Source organism: Thiomonas sp. FB-Cd, assembly GCF_000733775.1.
Taxonomy (GTDB): Bacteria; Pseudomonadota; Gammaproteobacteria; order Burkholderiales; family Burkholderiaceae_C; genus Thiomonas_A.
In genome coordinates, this window is record NZ_JPOE01000005.1 from 347874 (window position 1) to 365614 (window position 17741).

Annotated in this window: 13 protein-coding genes and 1 pseudogene; 1 reads left to right on the forward strand and 13 read right to left on the reverse strand. The window is 60.1% G+C overall.

Features of this window, described 5'->3' with window-relative positions:
- Positions 1 to 247 precede the first annotated feature (247 nt).
- The 10 genes from soxB to CD04_RS0115255 form a co-directional block, all read right to left on the reverse strand.
- Positions 248 to 1984, reverse strand: coding sequence for a thiosulfohydrolase SoxB (gene soxB, locus CD04_RS0115210; RefSeq protein WP_031408279.1), 1737 nt, complete (start codon positions 1982 to 1984; stop codon positions 248 to 250).
- A 100-nt stretch (positions 1985 to 2084) separates the two neighbouring features.
- Entirely contained in the window at positions 2085 to 2735 is a 651-nt protein-coding gene (gene soxX, locus CD04_RS0115215; RefSeq protein ID WP_031408281.1) for a sulfur oxidation c-type cytochrome SoxX, read from the reverse strand.
- Positions 2736 to 2748: 13 nt separating this feature from the next.
- Positions 2749 to 3585 carry a sulfur oxidation c-type cytochrome SoxA gene (soxA, locus tag CD04_RS0115220; protein ID WP_031408283.1) on the reverse strand — a complete coding sequence of 279 codons (837 nt, stop codon included), beginning with the start codon at positions 3583 to 3585 and terminating at the stop codon, positions 2749 to 2751.
- Between the two features lie 62 nt (positions 3586 to 3647).
- Entirely contained in the window at positions 3648 to 3959 is a 312-nt protein-coding gene (gene soxZ / locus CD04_RS0115225) for a thiosulfate oxidation carrier complex protein SoxZ (RefSeq protein ID WP_031408285.1), read from the reverse strand.
- A gap of 50 nt (positions 3960 to 4009) precedes the next feature.
- Positions 4010 to 4483 (reverse strand): thiosulfate oxidation carrier protein SoxY, encoded by a 474-nt coding sequence (soxY, locus tag CD04_RS0115230; RefSeq protein ID WP_031408286.1) that lies wholly within the window; start codon positions 4481 to 4483, stop codon positions 4010 to 4012.
- A 63-nt stretch (positions 4484 to 4546) separates the two neighbouring features.
- Positions 4547 to 5623: a c-type cytochrome gene (locus CD04_RS0115235; protein ID WP_031408289.1), complete on the reverse strand. Its 1077-nt coding sequence runs from the start codon at positions 5621 to 5623 to the stop codon at positions 4547 to 4549.
- On the reverse strand, positions 5601 to 6989 hold the full coding sequence (gene soxC, locus CD04_RS0115240; RefSeq protein ID WP_031408291.1) for a sulfite dehydrogenase: 1389 nt from the start codon (positions 6987 to 6989) through the stop codon (positions 5601 to 5603). Before soxC ends, CD04_RS0115235 begins: the two co-directional genes overlap by 23 nt.
- A gap of 23 nt (positions 6990 to 7012) precedes the next feature.
- Entirely contained in the window at positions 7013 to 7408 is a 396-nt protein-coding gene (locus CD04_RS0115245; protein ID WP_031408293.1) for a helix-turn-helix transcriptional regulator, read from the reverse strand.
- Between the two features lie 83 nt (positions 7409 to 7491).
- Positions 7492 to 9384 (reverse strand): propionate--CoA ligase, encoded by a 1893-nt coding sequence (locus CD04_RS0115250; RefSeq protein WP_031408294.1) that lies wholly within the window; start codon positions 9382 to 9384, stop codon positions 7492 to 7494.
- Positions 9385 to 9541: 157 nt separating this feature from the next.
- Positions 9542 to 10519, reverse strand: coding sequence for an MDR family oxidoreductase (locus tag CD04_RS0115255; protein ID WP_031408296.1), 978 nt, complete (start codon positions 10517 to 10519; stop codon positions 9542 to 9544).
- 193 nt (positions 10520 to 10712) lie between these two features.
- On the opposite strand from CD04_RS0115255, the gene CD04_RS23320 reads away from it, so the two are divergent.
- The gene (locus tag CD04_RS23320; protein WP_081858043.1) at positions 10713 to 11462 is read left to right on the forward strand and encodes a C40 family peptidase; all 750 of its coding nucleotides are present in this window, start codon (positions 10713 to 10715) and stop codon (positions 11460 to 11462) included.
- Between the two features lie 60 nt (positions 11463 to 11522).
- Here CD04_RS23320 and lpdA read toward each other — a convergent pair whose 3' ends face one another.
- The 3 genes and pseudogenes from lpdA to aceE form a co-directional block, all read right to left on the reverse strand.
- Positions 11523 to 13325 (reverse strand): dihydrolipoyl dehydrogenase, encoded by a 1803-nt coding sequence (gene lpdA, locus CD04_RS0115265; RefSeq protein WP_031408300.1) that lies wholly within the window; start codon positions 13323 to 13325, stop codon positions 11523 to 11525.
- 45 nt (positions 13326 to 13370) lie between these two features.
- Positions 13371 to 14747, reverse strand: coding sequence for a dihydrolipoyllysine-residue acetyltransferase (gene aceF / locus CD04_RS0115270; protein ID WP_051849328.1), 1377 nt, complete (start codon positions 14745 to 14747; stop codon positions 13371 to 13373).
- A gap of 66 nt (positions 14748 to 14813) precedes the next feature.
- Positions 14814 to 17521, reverse strand: a pseudogene (gene aceE, locus CD04_RS22085) (pyruvate dehydrogenase (acetyl-transferring), homodimeric type).
- Between the last annotated feature and the right edge of the window lie 220 nt (positions 17522 to 17741).

The window sequence follows — 17741 nt, forward strand, 5'->3', positions numbered from 1 at the left end:
CCATGGTGGCGCACAGCGGTCCGATGACGAAAGACCTATATCAACTGTACCAGCCGATTTGATGCAACGCAAAAATGCTTTCGTCTCCGCCCACCACCGCAAGTGGACCCACCGCCTTGCAACGGCGCAATGCCTCAGGCACCGAATGTGGGCTTTGCGCGGCGCCCATAACAAAAAACAGGCGGAAATTACTTCCAGCCTGTTTTTCGTCCGTGATGCAAGGCAAAAGCAACGCCAAGCGCAACAATCACATCTTGGCGTAATCCGCCAAGCCTGGATTTCCCTTGAGACCGATCAGCTTGGGCTCATTCGGCTTGAGCGGCTTAATGACCTTCTGGTGCTTGAGGTATTCCTCCACGATATCCCAGATTGGCGGATTGCTCGCATTTGCCGATGCCTGCTGCACTGGCGCCCAGCCTGCGACCTTGTAGGTCTTTTTCGGATCGAGGGGTTTGCCACCCAAACGCATATCCTGGATCCGGTTGCCAATCTTTTCATTCGGCGCACAGGTGTACTCCAGCGCCCCAACCCGGACCATATCGCCGCCTTGCTGGTAGTAGGGGTCCGGGTTAAACAGGTTGTCCCCCACATCTTCCATGACCGACTTGACGGTCTCCCCTGTCATATCGGTCAAGGTGCAGTACGGATAGGTGATGGCCAACTGGGTCATCATCGCTTCGCGGGTGATGGGTTCGCCCGGCAGCAGGCTGCCCCCCCAACGAAAGCCTGGCGAGAAGGCGAGGTCACCACCGCGCACGGCCAGCATGGCATCCACCACGAGCTGGTCCCAGGTGCCGTTGAAGTTGCCACGCCTGTACAGCACACCTTCCGTGTGGGCAAGCACCTCATTCATCTTGCTCTCGTAAGGTGCGCGGTGCTTTTTGATCAGCGCGTTCATGTCGGCGTCGGCAGGCAGGAGTTCCGAGAATACCGGCAGCAGGCGATATTTGTAGCTGACCATCTTTCCACCACGCACGTCGAAGTCCATCACGGCGAGGAACTTGCCGTGCGAGCCGGCGTTGGTCACCAGGGTCATGCCACCCGATGGGCGCCGAATTTCCACGGCCACGGCTTCGCCGTCGTGGGTGTGTCCACCAAAAATGCAGTCGATGCCCTCAACCAGCGAAGCCATCTTCCGGTCCACATCCATGCCGTTATGGGAGATCACGACCACCAGCTGGGCGCCCTTCTTCTTCACCTCGTTCACCGTTTTTTGCATATGCTCGGTGTCGATGCCGAAGGTCCAGTCGGGGATCAAGTAGCCAGGATTGGCAATTGGCGTGTAAGGAAATGCCTGGCCGATGATCGCCACCTGCACCCCATTCATCTGCTTCATCACGTAATTGGGAAACACCGGGTCCCCAAAATCCGCCGTCTTCACGTTCTGCGCAACGAAATCGATCTTGCCCTTGAAATCCTTATTGACGATTTCCTTGACGCGATCCTGGCCGTAGGTGAACTCCCAATGCGCAGTCATCACATCCACACCCAACTGCAACTGGGCGTCAACCATGTCCTGGCCTTTGGTCCACAACGACAGGCCCGTGCCTTGCCACGTGTCGCCCCCATCGAGCAGCAGCGCGCCAGGGCGGGAGGCCTTGAGTTTCTTGACCAGCGTGGCGATATGCGCATACCCGCCCATCTTGCCGTACTGCTTGCTGGCGCGTACAAAATCCAGATACGTCAACGCGTATGACTCGCGCGTGTTCGGCTGAAAGCCCACGCGCTTGAGGTAGTGCGCCCCCACCAAGTGGGGAAGGTGCCCCTCCATGGTCCCGATACCGATATTCACGCTCGGCTCGCGGAAATAGATCGGCTGCAGATGGGCATGACTGTCGGTCATGTGCAAAAAATGCACGTTTCCCGTCACGGGTGGGCTGTACAGCTTGTCCACCTCAGCTGCACTGGCTTCGCGCATCATCGGAAATCCGCTGACACCGGCAGCAGCCAAAACACTCAGAAACTCGCGGCGGGAAATGCTCATTGTCGATCCTTGAGAAAGAAAAAGCCCGCCAATCGGCAACGATGAGGCGGGCAGGTCAGACGCGGCTGATCGGCTGTCGACCAGCCTCGAAGCTTTGAGATTACTTGTTAACCGGAGAATTCGGGTCCATGAGCAGCGCCATCACATCCTTCATCTCCTGTTCGGTCAGGATCTGATGAGCGCCAAATGGGGGCATGTAACTGCAGGCATTAAAGGCCTGCGAGTCGTAAATGCGCGCCCAGGTGTACTTCAGAACGGCTTCGCTGTTGCCACGCAGCTTGGCATAGTGATACAGCTCGGGGCCGATGTTGCCTTGTGAAGGATCGTTCGCAATCATCTTGTGGCAAGCCAGACAGTTACCCCCATTGGGCGAGCCGGGCTTGTCGCTCCACTGCATGCCTTTACCGTTTTCGGCAATCTTCAGACCCGCCTTCCAGTCGCCGAGGTATTGGCCATCCTTCGGATAGACAACCTTGTCGGCGGCCATCTGTTCGAGCTTTTTCTGCAGGTCCGCTGGCATGGGCTGGCCGAGGTACGCGTATTTCGAGCACTCATATTGATGAGGCGTCTGCTTCAGACGAGCCACAGTCGCCTGCCCTTTGCTGACGAAGTCATTCTTGAGCACGCTTTGGAAGGACTCGGTCGCAAATGGATTGTCGCTGCCACCGGAGGCCGTCGTATTCATGCCCGCGCAGCCGCTCAGCAATGCGGCACCCGCTGCTGCAAGAGTAAAGGTCATTAATTTTTTCATGTCGTCTCCTCGATCAGCGCTTGAATGTGGGCGTGTGGAGCGTGGCGCCATTCGAATTCACCCCCATGTAAGTGATCAGATCGATGACAGCGCGGGAGGTAAATTTGGGAGCCGGCCACCGCTGCTGGCGCTCACACGCCAGCATGCGCCATTCGAGGGTGCGGGCGACACCTTGGGAATTCGGATACGCCGGCCACGTTGCATACGACACAGCGGCCTCCGCGTTCGTCAAATTCGGCAAGGCTGAGATTTTGATGCGCTTTCCACTCTCGGAATGGCAAGCGGCGCACGAGAAGTTGAACGGCCCTGCACGGTAGAAAAACAGCTTCTTGCCGTTCTCGTAGGACTGCTTTTCCAGCGCGTTGTCCTGGGGAATGGCGATCTTCATCCCATCGGACTCATGCGCCACATACATCGCAATGTTTTCCAGCGGCGAAGCGTTTCCACCTTCTTTGGCGAAGGGCGCCTTATCGGCGTCCTTGGCGCTGAAACCTTGCAGGGTTTCCATGCACGTGACCAGGCGCGATTCCAGATCCTGGACCTTGCCGGTATCGGCAAAATAACGCGGCAACTGGGCATACGCGCCCTTCACCACGCCGGGGCCGAGGCCCAGATTGCACTGTTCGAGAGAAACGTTCTTGGGGCCTCGCTTTTCACCCCAAAGCTTCTTGCCGTCGTCGATGTTGAAGTCGGCAGGATTCCCGCCCATTTCATTCATCAACTGAAGGTAAGCGTTGCCTTCTTGGGTTTCCGAAGCCGCCTGCGCTTGATTTACGCCGGCGCCGATCAGCATCAGGGCGGGAACGGTCATCCCGACCAGTGCGGCCATTTTTTTAAGTCGTAGTTTCATAGTCTCCTCGCGAACAGTGCGTACTGCGTCAAACAAGTTGCGAAAACTCAAACACCGATTGATCAGGATACGGTGGTGCTGTCAGTCTGGGTCTCGCCCTTGTTATCCAGCCAGGTCACGGCAACCTTGTCACCCGACTTGCCGCCCTTGAAGCGGAATTCCAGGAACGGATTCTTGGAAATTGCAGTACCCCAGTCACACTCCAGAACGGTCTTGCCATTGTTCGTGCAAGTCACTTTCTGAATGAAATGGGCAGGAATGATCTTGCCGTCTGGGCCCTTCAACAGGCCGGTCTCTTCGGGGTGAGACATCAGGACGCGGACAACCACCGCGTCGCCTTCAACGTTAGCGCGCATGCGCATTGGATTGGGCATTGTGAACTCCAATAAATAGTCTGATTAACCGAGTGGTGGAAAGCGGGGGTTCAGCCGCCGCAACCGCCGAGGGTGACCTTGATTTCCTTCTTGCTGTACAGAAGCTTGTCACCAGCCTTGGCGACGGCATAGACGTGGGATGTCTGCGCCATCTTGATGCGCGTGGCCACGTTCGGCTCGGTACCGTCCTTCATGTGGAAGGCGGCAACCATTGCGGTCGGATTCTTTTGCACCACGATCCCGACCATGGTGGTCCCAGCTGCCGACGACTTCACGCCCACGGGCACCACAGCACCGTTTTCAGCGATATCCGGGCCAACAATGGACACGTCCGTGCTTTCAGTCGGGGTGGCACCCAGGATCTTGGCCACTTCGTCCAGCGATTTGGCTTCGAACAGCTTGGGATCCCAGCCCGGGGCGTCGGCCGCTTGCGCGGTGACGGGCAGAAGACCGGCCGAGGCGGCCAGACCCACAACGGTCGCACCAGCACTGAGCTGCATGACCTGACGACGAGTTTGATTCATACCACTTGCTCCTCAAAATGAAAAATGCGTAAACAGAAAGCCTGGCCGCAAGGGCATAAACGCTTACTGCTTCGCTCCGTCTACAACCCAGTTCGCGACCATCTTGGCATCGGCTTCGCTGATACTCTGCGGTGGCATGGGCATACTCCCCCAAACCCCAGAACCACCTTTCATGATACGCGTGGTCAACTCGCCGACCATGTCGGTTTTACCCGCATACTTCTTGGCGATTTCCTGGTAGCCAGGCCCCACAAGCTTGTTGTCACCGAAGCTATGGCAAGCGATGCAGCCATTGGCCTTGATCAACGCCACGACCTTGGCATTTGGATCAGTGGCAGCAGCATTCTTGCTCTCCTCAGCCTTCTTCAACTCCGCCTTCGACAACGTGACCTGCCCGCGGATGGGGCCCCAGGGGCGGTTCTCGTCAGCCAGATTGCCCCAAGTGTTCATTGCATATTCGGGGATGAAGGTCTGGACGACCGGCTTGGGTGCGCAGTTTTTCATGCACTCAACATTATGGGTATCCGGGATACCCCCATTGCCCAGTTCCTTGCCTGGCCACATGCCGTGATTCCAGGTCATTCCGTTCCGGTTGGGCAGCATGTTCTGGACCTGCTGCACGTTGTCACGCGTGAGTGTGAAATTGGCGGGAACGACGTTGGCCAGGTTGAGCAGGTACGCAACCAGGGAATAGGTGTCGTTCCAGCTCAACGACAGCGGAGCATTCCATGGCATCGCGCGGTGGATGTAGTCGAACAGCGTCGAGAGTGTCGAGAGCTTCTCGATCGACGTACCGCCACCTTCCGTCACGTTGGCCAACTTGGCCACTCGGCCCGTGGCAATATCCTGCTTGGAAGCCTGATAGGCACCGACGATCGGCGGAAACACGGAGTTCGAATCGGCGAAATCACCATGACAGGAGGCGCATTTGGCTTCCCACAGCTTGGTACCCTCGGCAACGGTGCCCTGTCCGGCCGGCAGCCCCTGGAAGTCGGGGCGCACGTCGATATTCCATGCCTTGATCTCGTCCGACGTGGCCCCACGGCCAAGGGTGGACCCCAGATTGGCGCCCCAAGCGACTGAGAATGCCGCAGTGAGCGCCGCCGCGACGGCGGCCTTACGAATTCGCGAGTTGGACATTGCGAACATCTCCAGTTTCTTCAACTTGCCAGGTTTGGATTGCATTGTTGTGGTAGACCGAGCGGGTACCGCGGACTTTGCGAAGCTCTTGGTAGGTAGGCTGCACCATGCCGGTTTCGTCAACCGCGCGACTTTGCAGGAAAGCCGCCTTGCCGTTCCACACCCAGGGGATGTTGAACCGCGTAAGCGCCTTGTTTTGCACCGGCCCTTCGATGCGCGCCTGCTGCCAGCTGGACCCGCCGTCGAAAGACACATCAACCCGCTTGATTTTGCCCCGGCCAGACCACGCGATGCCGGTGACGTTGTAGACACCCTTGTCCATCAGGACCTGGCCGCCGGATGGCGACGTGATGACCGATTTGCACTCCATCACCGACGTGTACTGACGCAGCTTGCCGTCGGGCATGAGGTCAACGTAACCCAGGACTTCGTCTTTGGTCGCAAAGGGCGAGGTACCGAGCTTGATGCGGCGCAGATATTTGATCTGCGAGACACCCTCGACGCCGGGCACGACCAGTCGCATGGGATAGCCGTTCTCCGGGCGCAGCATTTCGCCATTCTGGCCATAAGCCACCAGCACCTCGCCAGAGAGCACGAGCGACATCGGAATGGTGCGATTTTCGTGCGATCCATCGGCACCTTCGGCCATGATGAAGCGAACACCGTTCAAGTTGGCGCCGCAGTCCTCCAGCAGCTTGATCAACGGCACCCCGGTAAATTCGCTGCACGACACCATGCCGTGCGTGTACTGCACGGTGGGCACAGCCACGTTGCCCCACTCCATTGCGGAGTTGGCGCCACATTCGATGAAGTGAATGCGCGACACGGGCTGCATGCGCATGATGTCGCCCACTGTATAGACCTTGGGGTTTTTCACCAGATCCTTCTCGCCCATCACCATGAGGCGATGCTGCGCAGGATCGATGTCATACCAGCCTTGGTGCGAGCGGTTGAAGTGCAGGCCCGACGGCGTGATGATGCCGAACATCCCCTGCAGCGGCGCAAACGCCACATTAGCCTGGTTGACGGCCGCAAGGCCAGGGCTTATGCGTCGCACCAGATTGGCTTCGTACTTCGAAGGCGTGCCATAGGGCGGCTCGTCGACTGGCTTGCCCAGCGTGGTTCCCCACTCGGGCTTGTCCAGAATGAACTTGCTGCCTTTGTCGCCAATCCAGTCCTTGCGCTCTTCAGCGGTGGCGCCGTAGGCGTTTGCCGCCCCTCCAGCTACCAACGTCGCGCTCGCTGCAGTGAACGCCCGACGCAAGAAGTCGCGCCGACCACCCTGAACCTGCGCGATCTGCTCGGCTGTCAGGAAGTTTTCCGGTGCTGGACGCAACCGGCCTAGCCTTTTGCTGTAGTCACTCATCCTCGTACTCGCTTGTTGAAAAGCTAAATGCGCCGAGCCAGGCGCTCTGTTTGGGAAACGGACTCTGGATCGTCCAGCTCGATGGCAATTTGGGTGCAGACTGTCCGGCAAAGCTGGACCGCCTTCTCACTCTGCACCCGGTAATAAACCTGGTTACCCACCCTCCGCTTGGCAACGATCCCTGCCTGATACAACACCTTCAGGTGCTGCGAAACATTGGGTTGCGTGGAATCGACGGCCACCATGATGTCGCCGACGCTTTTTTCCTGGTTGCAAATGGCGTTCAGGATGCGCAGACGCAGGGGCGTGGCCAACACACCAAACAACTCCGCCGCCGAGACAAAAACGCGCTCGGCGCTCTCGTCGTCGTCGGTTGCCGTGTCAAGCAGCGGCAATGGTGGTGAGATTGGCGTGGACATCGAATCTACGTATAAGCAAGAACTTATGAATTGTAGGGGACTCAGCCACCCCGTCCAGACCAGCCGCCTAGGATTTTCCCTAGTTATTGGTGAGCAATTGCTTCACGGATCTGCTCAAGCGCAAGCGGATCTTCCAATGTCGTGAGATCGCCCGGATCGCGTTGCTCGCACAAAGCCTGAATGGAACGCCGCAGCAGCTTGCCCGATCGGGTTTTGGGTAAGAGCGCGACGAAACGCACACGAGCCGGCCGCGCTAGCGCGCCGAGTTGGGTCTGCACCGTCTGCATGATGTCGGCTTCGAGACTAGCGCGACCCGCCGCATCGGCGATTTTGGAGGTCTCGCGGGGCACCACGAAAGCCATGGCAGACTGTCCTTTGACGGGGTCGGCAGCACCGACGACTGCAACTTCAGCCACCGCCGGATGGCTGGAGATGCTTTCTTCGATTTCCCGCGTCCCCAATCGGTGGCCCGCAACATTGATGACGTCGTCTGTGCGACCCAAAATTGTGATGTAGCCTTGCTCGTCGGCGACACCCCAGTCGAAGGTGGAGTACGCCTGCTGCCCGGGGAATGTGGACCAGTAGGTGCTCACGAATCGCTGGTCATCACCCCAGACCGTTTGCATACAGCCGGGTGGAAGCGGCCAACGGATGGCCACGACACCCTTCTCGCCGGGCGCAACGGGCTCACCTGTTGCCTCGTGCAAAATCTGGACGTCATAACCCGGCATGGCCACGCCAGGCGAGCCGAGCTTCGGGGGCAAGGCCTCGACGCCATTGGCGATACCCAGGATCGGCCAACCAGTCTCCGTCTGCCAATAGTTGTCCACGACCGGCTTGCCCAATGCTTGCGACGCCCAAGTGGACGTCGGCTCGTCGAGGGGTTCGCCAGCGAGGAAAAGACGCTGCAGCGACGACAGGTCGTATTTGCGCATGAACTCAGGATCGTATTTCTTGAGCACGCGCAGGGCTGTGGGCGAGGAAAACATCACGTTAACGCGATGTGTCTCGACGAGGCTCCAGAAGATCCCCGCGTCAGGGCGCAGTGGCGTGCCCTCATACATGAGCGTCGTCATGCCACGCAGCAGCGGCCCATACACGATATAACTATGGCCCACCACCCAGCCGATATCGCTGGTGCTGAAAAAGACACCACCCGGATCACCACAGAAAATGTCGCGCATGGAGGCCGCCAGGGCCACGGCGTGGCCACCGGTATCACGCTGCACACCCTTGGGCTTGCCCGTGGTGCCTGACGTGTAGAGGATATAGCTCGGGTGCGCGGCGTCGACCCACACGCAAGGCACAAGCGTATCGCCCACCGTCGCGCATGCAGCCGCGTAGTCGAGATCGCGCCCCGGCACGGGTTGATAGGCATAAAGCCCGCGATCGACCATCAATACCTTTTCCGGCTTATGGGCCGCGCGCCCGATGGCTTCATCGAGCAACGGCTTATAGGGAACCACACGGCCAGCGCGGGAGCCAGCATCGCTGCTGACCACCAGTTTGGGGCGTGCATCATCGATGCGCGTCGCCAGGCTCAGCGCCGCGAACCCTCCAAAAACCACGGAATGAATCGCACCCAGACGCACGCAGGCCAGCATCGCAAACACGGCCTCCGGGATCATCGGCATGTAAATGAGCACGCGGTCGCCCTGCTCCACGCCCTGCCCGCGCAGGATGGCCGCCATGCGCTGCACCTCGGTGTGCAGCTGCGCATAGGTGAGGGTCCGGCTTTGCCCCACTTCGGTCGACTCCCAGATCAAGGCTGGCTGGCTGGCACGCGCAGGCAAGTGACGGTCAACCGCGTTGTGGCACAGGTTGATCAGTCCCCCCGAAAACCAGCTGGCGAACGGACGCTGGCTGCCGTCCAGCACCTGGTTCCAAGGACGGTGCCAGTCGATCAACGCTGCCTGTTCGGCCCAGAAAGCCTCCGGTTGCGCGATCGAACGACGGTGGTATTCGGCGTATTTCATGCTTGGTCTCCTCTTTGTTATAACCCCTCACGTTAGGCAAGCGAGCTGACGCCCTGCTGACCTCAAACCTTTCGAAGCCGGTGAGCTTGTCCTGGGCCTGGGCGGGCGTGCCCGCTCCATCAGCGGGCGCGTCCAGCGCTCCTCGAACGCAGCCCCCTCAGATGGTCACCACCATGCGCCCACGGGACTGGCCGGCCATGATGCTGGCCGCGGCCTCCAACACCCCGTCCAGAGGCACGTCACGGGCCATGCGCTCGAGCTGATTTGCGTCGAGCTCGTCGGCCAGTGCGGCCCAGGCAGCGCGGCGTGCGGCCAACGGCTGCATGACGCTATCCACTCCGACCAGAGTCACGTTACGCAAGATGAAGGGGGCCACGGAACTCGGAAAATCCATGCCCTGGGCCAACCCGCATGCAGACACCACGCCGCCCCATTGAGTCTGCGCACAAGCGTTTGCGAGGATTTGACTTCCCGCCGTGTCCACGACGGCCGCCCAGCGCTCCTTCTGAAGGGGCTTGCCCGGAGCGCTCAAGGTGGCACGATCGATGATCTCGGATGCGCCCAATTCGTGCAAATACGATGCCTCATCCTGCTTACCCGTTGCCGCGACCACGCGGTATCCTCTGCGCGACAAAAGGCTCACTGCCATACTACCCACGCCACCCGTTGCACCCGTGACAAGCACGTCCCCGTCGGCAGGCTTGACGTCGTGGCGAGCGATGGCCTGAACGCAGAGCATGGCGGTATAGCCTGCAGTGCCTATGATCATCGCCTGTCGGGTGTCAAACCGCACCGGCAGGGGCACGAGCCAATCACCCTTGAGACTGGCACGCTCTGCGAGGCACCCCCAATGCGTCTCGCCAACCCCCCAGCCATTCAGTATCCAACTGTCTCCCGGCTTCCACGCGGCATGACGGCTCTCCAGAACCGTCCCGGCGCCATCAATGCCAGGCACCATCGGCCACTTGCGGACGACTGGCGCCTTGTTCGTCAGTGCTAAGGCGTCCTTGTAATTGAGGGTCGAGTGCTGAACTTGCACGAGAACATCGCCCTCGGGCAACTCACGCTCATCCACATCGCGCAGCTGTGCCTGAAACCCATCGTCACCCTTGCTCAATACCCAGGCCTTGAACATCGTCAGTCTCCACGTCGTTGTCGTTGATCGAACCCTATTGTTCCACCGCCGCGAACATTTGCGCGGCCCACGGTGCGAGGCACGTCGACCCAGTGGCGCTGGACCCAAGACTCGCCTCAACCCGAATCCGAACGCAGCGATTGGGCAACTTGAGGTTGACGGCACATGGGGTGACAGTTACATTTGCGCGACTATGGGGAAGAGACCAAGGTACGCACTGCTATGGACTGTTTCGCTCGCCATGTTGGCGTGCTCGGCTGCTGCACGCGCGCAACCCCCTTCCCCGACGACGCCTGACGCGAACGCCGCGCAAGTTTCTGACGCCAACCCGGGCAATGGCGACACGCTGCAGCAGTGGCTCACGCAGAGTGGCTTGGTTCGGCAAGTGTCCGGCCGCGCTTCCGATCTTGTCATTAACGCCTTGAGCTTCCTCGGCGTCAGCTACAAATATGGTGGCGATCATGCGTCCACCGGTTTCGATTGCTCCGGTTTCGTGCGCCATGTCTACCGGCAGACTCTCGGCCTCGTTCTGCCTCATAACGCTGCACAGCAAAGTCGTGAGGGCGAGAGGATCGCGGAAAATCAATTACGCCCGGGCGATCTCGTCTTTTTTAACACTCTGCGCCGCGCGTTTTCGCATGTAGGCATTTACATCGGCAATGGTGAGTTCATTCATGCGCCACGCCCCGGCCAAGAGGTGCAGATTGGCAGTCTCGACAGCCCTTACTGGGCACGGCGTTTCGACGGTGCGCGCCGGCTGATCAGCCGCGCCACCGATGCCGTGCCTGCAGCTCAGGCGACGGCAGTTGACGCGGCGCACACAGATCATTCAGCCCCAGGGGACGCACCCGATCACCGTTCCATCACGGATCGCTCCAGCCAATCGACCACTGCGCGGCCGGAAGCCGTCAATTCGACAGCTGTCGCTGAGTCCTCGCGCTGAAGGCAAAGCAACTGCTCTCGCCGCAGCAGCATGCGGAGAGAGCAGTGTCGCAATCCACGCTCAGCGCTTGGCAGGTGGCAAATCCGTACAAGAACCCTCTGCCACCTCGGCTGCTAAGCCGACCGATTCTCCCAACGTAGGATGGGGGTGGATCGTGCGCCCGATGTCTACGGCATCCGCGCCCATCTCAATGGCTAGTGCGACTTCGCCGATCAGGTCGCCCGCATGCGTGCCAACGATTCCACCGCCAACAATTCGGTGCGTGTCGGCGTCGAACAGCAGCTTGGTGTATCCCTCGTCCCGTCCGTTCGCGATGGCACGGCCCGATGCCGTCCAGGGGAACAGGCCCTTGGTCACCGCGATGCCCTGTGCCTTGGCCGAATCCTCGGTGAGACCGACCCAGGCAATTTCGGGATCGGTGTACGCCACGCTTGGGATCACGCGAGCATCGAATGCGCTGCGCGCAAGCGCCCCATCGCCCTTGAGCTCACCGGCGCAGACTTCTGCTGCCACGTGTCCTTCATGCACAGCCTTGTGCGCCAGCATCGGCTGGCCCACAACGTCGCCAATGGCATGGATATGCGGCACGTTCGTCCTCAGCTGCTGATCGACCGCAATGAAGCCTCGTTCGCTTACCGCCACGCCCGCCCTGTCTGCGCCAATCTTGCGGCCATTGGGTGACCGCCCCACGGCTTGCAACACCATGTCGTAACGCTGCGCCTCGGCCGGTGCGCCCTCTCCTTCGAAACGCACCCACACGCCATCGGGCTTGGCTTCCGCCCCCACCGTCTTCGTCTTCAGCATGATGCGGTCGAATCGGCGCGTATTGAGCTTTTGCCAGACGCGCACCAAATCGCGGTCAGCCCCCGGCATCAGCCCGTCCAGCATTTCCACGACGTCGAGCCGCGCGCCCAACGTCGAATACACAGTGCCCATTTCAAGCCCAATGATGCCGCCCCCAATGATGAGCATCGACTTCGGCATCTGAGCCAGCGCAAGCGCACCGGTGGAGTCAACGATGCGCGGATCGTCCGGAAGGAAAGGCAAGCGCACCGCTTGCGAGCCCACGGCAATGATCGCGCGCTTGAAGCGAACAACCTGGGTCACACCGGTCTTGTCCTGCGCAACACCTTCCGTAATCTCCACGGCCACATGATGCTCATCCACGAAACTACCGTAGCCGCGCACAATGGCGACCTTACGCATTCTGGCCATTGCGCCCAAACCTGCGGTGAGCTTACCCACCACCTTGGTCTTGTGCGCGGCAAGTTTCGTCCGATCCACAGTCGGTGTGCCAAATGTCACGCCCAAGTCGGCAAAATGCGCGGCCTCGTCCATGACTGCGGCCACGTGCAGGAGCGCCTTGCTTGGGATGCAACCGACATTCAGGCACACTCCGCCCAGATTTGCGTAACGCTCGACCAAGACGACTTTCAGGCCGAGGTCCGCCGCGCGGAACGCAGCGGAATAGCCCCCAGGGCCAGCGCCCAGTACCAACAGGTCACATTCATGATCCACGGCGCGAGCATCAATTGACGTGGGCGCGGGCGTGGGCGCCGTCACCAGCCGCTCGCTCGCCGAGGCAGCCGTTGCCGGCGTTTCGGGTGCCGCCACAGCGGCAGGCGCATCAGCCTCCAGCTCCAAAATCACCGAACCTTCGCTGACCTTGTCTCCAATCTTGACGCGAAGGCTCTTCACCACCCCCGCAGCCCCGCTTGGAATCTCCATGCTCGCCTTGTCGCTCTCCACCGTGATCAACGACTGCTCCAGCGCAATACGGTCCCCCGGCTTGACCAGTACCTCAATGATCTCCACATCCTTGAAATCCCCGATGTCCGGAACCTTCACTTCCATCACTGCCATGTTCTCGTCTCCAGTTGTGGCGGCATATCGTGTGCATTGCGCGCGTTACAGCAACACGCGACGCATGTCGGCGAGTAGCTCACCCAACAGGGTGGTGAAACGCGCAGCCATCGCACCGTCGATCACCCTGTGGTCGTACGACAGTGACATGGGTAACATCAGCCGTGGCTGAAAGGCCTTGCCATCCCAAATCGGCTTGATTTGCGATTTGGACATGCCCAGGATGGCCACCTCCGGGGCGTTGATAATCGGGGTGAAGGCCGTTCCGCCCACACCACCGAGGCTGGAAATCGTGAACGAGGCCCCCTGCATGTCTGATGGCTTGAGCTTGCCTTCACGCGCAGATGCCGCCAACTGCCCCATTTCGGACGCAATCTGGGAGAGCCCCTTTTTGTCCACATCCTTCAAGACGGGTACGACGAGCCCTTGCGGAGTGTCAGCGGCAAAACCCAGGTGCACATAGTCCTTCAGGACGAGGTTCTCGCCACTCTCGTCCAACGAGGCGTTGAACGCCGGCATTTGCTTGAGGGCCGAGACGCAAGCCTTCATGACGAAAGCCAGCATGGTGAGCTTCACGCCAGATTTGGTGAGGCGCTCATTGCTGACCTTGCGGAATTCTTCAAGTTCGGTAATGTCGGCCTCATCAAACTGCGTGACGTGAGGGATCATCGCCCAATTGCGGGCTAGATTCGGCCCAGAGATCTTCTTGATGCGCGATAACGGCTCCGTGCGAACGGGGCCGAACTTGGCAAAGTCCACCTTTGGCCAAGGCAGCAGACTTAGGCCAAGGCCCGCCTCCCCCCCTTTACGCGCCGCACCCACGCCTGCTGCAGCAGCAGCCTGGGTGATGGCCTTGCCTGCCATCACGGCCTTCACGAAGGCCTGAACGTCTTCAGAACTAATACGCCCTTTCGGGCCTGTGCCCTTGAGCTCAACCAATGGCACACCGAGTTCCCGCGCCAAGCGTCGCACCGTCGGTGAGGCGTGCGGCAAATGCGCTGCGGCAGGCCCCGGCACGACAGGCTCCAAGGCCACGGTAGGCGGCACATGCTTGATCGGCTCGGATGCGAAGCCCACGCCCACACTTGCAGGCGCCAATGCCGCGGCAACTGGAGCGGCTGCAGCCGCGGTGCTCGCCGAGGCAGCCGTTGCCGGCGTTTCGGGTGCCGCCACAGCGGCAGGCGCATCAGCTTCCAGCTCCAAAATCACCGAACCTTCGCTGACCTTGTCTCCAATCTTGACGCGAAGGCTCTTCACCACCCCCGCAGCCCCGCTTGGAATCTCCATGCTCGCCTTGTCGCTCTCCACCGTGATCAACGACTGCTCCAGCGCAATACGGTCCCCCGGCTTGACCAGTACCTCAATGATCTCCACATCCTTGAAATCCCCGATGTCCGGAACCTTCACTTCCATCACTGCCATGTTCTCGTCTCCAGTTGTCGTTCGCCCCGCGCATGCCGCGTCTGGCTCTTTCGAGGGGCGGCGGGCTCAGGCCAGCAAAGGGTTGATGCGATCGGGGTCAATGCCGTACTTCGCGATGGCCTCTGCCACCTTGACTTGCGGCAGCGCGCCTTCTTCAGCCAAGCTGCGCAGCGCAGCAAGCACGACAAAATGGCGGTCAACTTCGAAATGCCGGCGCAACTTGCTGCGCGTGTCGGATCGCCCAAAACCATCCGTGCCCAGCACCCGGTAGTTGCGACTCTTCGGCAGGTAGGGGCGGATCTGCTCGGCGAACAGGCGTACGTAATCGGTCGAAGCCACCACCGGGCCCGGATGCTTATCGAGCTGTTGCGCCACGAAGCTTTGACGTTGCGGCTGCGCGGGATGCAGAAGGTTCCAGCGTTCGGCATCCCGGCCATCGCGCGCCAGTTCGTTGAAACTCGGGCAGCTCCACACATTGGCGGCAACCCCCAGTCCTTTTCCAGCAAATCTGCGGCGGCCAAGACTTCGCGCAGAATCGAGCCCGAGCCCAGCAGCTGCACGCGGGGCGTCAGTTTGGGCCCCTCCTTGAGCAAATACATGCCTTTGAGAATTTCCTGCTCCGTGCCGGGTTTGAGCCCAGGTTGCGCATAGTTCTCGTTGAGCAGGGTGATATAGAAATAGACGTCCTCCTGACTCTCGACCATGCGCTTTAGCCCGCTATGCAGAATAACGGCCACCTCGTGGGCAAATGACGGGTCGTAGCTGATGCAATTGGGAATGTTGGCAGCCAGAATCTGGCTGTGGCCATCCTCATGCTGCAGGCCCTCCCCGTTGAGCGTGGTGCGCCCTGATGTGCCGCCAAGCAGGAAGCCACGCGCCAGCATGTCGCCCGCCGCCCATGCCAAGTCCCCGATGCGCTGAAAACCAAACATCGAGTAATAGATGTAGAAAGGAATCGTGATGCGATTGCTGTGCGAGTAGGACGTGGCCGAGGCAATCCACGAGCACATGCCTCCTGCCTCGGTAATCCCCTCCTGAAGAATCTGGCCAGCCTTGTCCTCGCGGTAGTACATCACCTCGCCGCGATCCACTGGCGTGTATTTCTGGCCCTCGGGCGCATAAATGCCAATCTGGCGATACAGGCCTTCCATACCGAAGGTGCGAGTCTCGTCGACGAGAATGGGCACCACGCGCGGGCCGAGGACCTTGTCGCGCAGAAGCTGGTTCAGGCAGCGCACATAGGCCTGAGTGGTCGAGATTTCGCGGCCTTCGGCGGTGGGTTCAAGGATCGGCTTGAAAATATCGGCCAAATCGGGGATCGGCAAATGCTCGTCGGCCTTTCTCCGGCGCTGGGGCAGATAGCCGCCCAGCGCCTTGCGACGAGCGTGCAGGTATTGCATCTCCGGGGTATCGTCGGCAGGCTTGAAGAATGGAAGGCCGGGCAATTCGTGATCAGGGATGGGGATGTTGAAGCGGTCACGAAACTCCCGAATGTCCTCATCCGTGAGTTTCTTGACCTGGTGCGCCACGTTGCGCGCTTCGGCCGCCTGGCCCATGCCGTAGCCCTTGATGGTCTTGACCAGCAGCACGCTGGGCTGACCCTGGTGATGGGCGGCGGAGTGGAACGCGGCGTAGACCTTTTGCGGATCGTGGCCGCCGCGGTTCAGGCGCCAGATGTCCTCATCACTCATGTTCTTGACCATCTCCAGAAGCTTGGGATGGCGGCCAAAGAAATGCTTACGCACGAACGCCCCATCGTTGGCCTTCATGGCTTGGTAATCGCCGTCAAGCACGTCCATCATGACCTGACGCAGGATGCCATCCTTATCCCGCGCTAGCAGCGGATCCCAGTATGAACCCCATATGAGCTTGATGACGTTCCAGCCGGACCCCCGGAACTCGGCTTCAAGCTCCTGAATGATCTTGCCATTGCCGCGCACCGGGCCGTCCAGGCGCTGGAGGTTGCAATTGACGACGAATACGAGGTTGTCGAGTTTTTCCCGCGCTGCCAGACCGATTGCGCCGAGCGATTCGGGCTCATCCATCTCGCCGTCGCCACAAAACACCCAGACCTTGCGCTTGGATGTATCAGCGATGCCGCGCGCGTGCAAGTACTTCAGGAAGCGCGCCTGATAGATGGCCATGATGGGCCCCAGGCCCATAGACACCGTGGAGAGCTGCCAGAAATCGGGCATCAGCTTGGGATGCGGATAGCTCGACAATCCCCTGCCATCCACCTCCTGGCGAAAATTGAGTAACTGGTCTTCGGTCAGCCGCCCTTCCATGAAGGCGCGCGCATAGATGCCAGGTGCGCTGTGTCCCTGGAAATAGACCAGGTCCCCACCGTGGTCTGCGGTGGGCGCATGCCAGAAGTGATTAAAACCGGCCCCCAGCATGGTCGCCAGCGAGGCAAAGGAGGCGATATGGCCGCCCAAGTCACCGCCGTCTGCCGGGTGCAGACGGTTGGCGCGCACCACCATGGCCATGGCGTTCCAGCGCATGTAGGCGCGAAGCCTTTCCTCGATTTCCACGTTGCCTGGGTTGCGCTCTTCGAGGTCGGGAGGAATGGTATTGACATAGGCCGTATTCGCCGAGAATGGCATATCCACACCATCCTGGCGCGCCTGGTCGATCAGGGACTCCAACAGAAAGTGGGCACGCTCACGCCCCTCGGCCGCGATCAGCGCCTGCAGCGCGTCAAGCCAGTCGCGGGTTTCCTGGGGGTCACTATCGTTGGCAGGGGAGAACGCGGGGTACTCGGGTACAGCGGACATGGGTTATCTCCTCGTTGATTTGGCGCGAGTATTACAGAGAATTTTTCAAATGGCAAACTCGTTTTTTATATTATGAAATATCATGCTTTTGCTTCGATCAATCCGACGTCACCATTGCATCGGCACGCGCCAACAATGCATGGTGACCATGATCGCGCAATTACCCGCAGCCTGATAGTGCGCTCGCTGCGGGCATACCCGTAGGCCTTCAGGCCGGCGC

Bases quoted from the DNA above. Each gene is read 5' to 3' on its own strand.
- soxB (WP_031408279.1), bottom strand. From the start codon at position 1,984: ATGAGCATTTCCCGCCGCGAGTTTCTGAGTGTTTTGGCTGCTGCCGGT.
- soxX (WP_031408281.1), bottom strand. From the start codon at position 2,735: ATGAAAAAATTAATGACCTTTACTCTTGCAGCAGCGGGTGCCGCATTG.
- soxA (WP_031408283.1), bottom strand. From the start codon at position 3,585: ATGAAACTACGACTTAAAAAAATGGCCGCACTGGTCGGGATGACCGTT.
- soxZ (WP_031408285.1), bottom strand. From the start codon at position 3,959: ATGCCCAATCCAATGCGCATGCGCGCTAACGTTGAAGGCGACGCGGTG.
- soxY (WP_031408286.1), bottom strand. From the start codon at position 4,483: ATGAATCAAACTCGTCGTCAGGTCATGCAGCTCAGTGCTGGTGCGACC.
- CD04_RS0115235 (WP_031408289.1), bottom strand. From the start codon at position 5,623: ATGTCCAACTCGCGAATTCGTAAGGCCGCCGTCGCGGCGGCGCTCACT.
- soxC (WP_031408291.1), bottom strand. From the start codon at position 6,989: ATGAGTGACTACAGCAAAAGGCTAGGCCGGTTGCGTCCAGCACCGGAA.
- CD04_RS0115245 (WP_031408293.1), bottom strand. From the start codon at position 7,408: ATGTCCACGCCAATCTCACCACCATTGCCGCTGCTTGACACGGCAACC.
- CD04_RS0115250 (WP_031408294.1), bottom strand. From the start codon at position 9,384: ATGAAATACGCCGAATACCACCGTCGTTCGATCGCGCAACCGGAGGCT.
- CD04_RS0115255 (WP_031408296.1), bottom strand. From the start codon at position 10,519: ATGTTCAAGGCCTGGGTATTGAGCAAGGGTGACGATGGGTTTCAGGCA.
- CD04_RS23320 (WP_081858043.1), top strand. From the start codon at position 10,713: ATGGGGAAGAGACCAAGGTACGCACTGCTATGGACTGTTTCGCTCGCC.
- lpdA (WP_031408300.1), bottom strand. From the start codon at position 13,325: ATGGCAGTGATGGAAGTGAAGGTTCCGGACATCGGGGATTTCAAGGAT.
- aceF (WP_051849328.1), bottom strand. From the start codon at position 14,747: ATGGCAGTGATGGAAGTGAAGGTTCCGGACATCGGGGATTTCAAGGAT.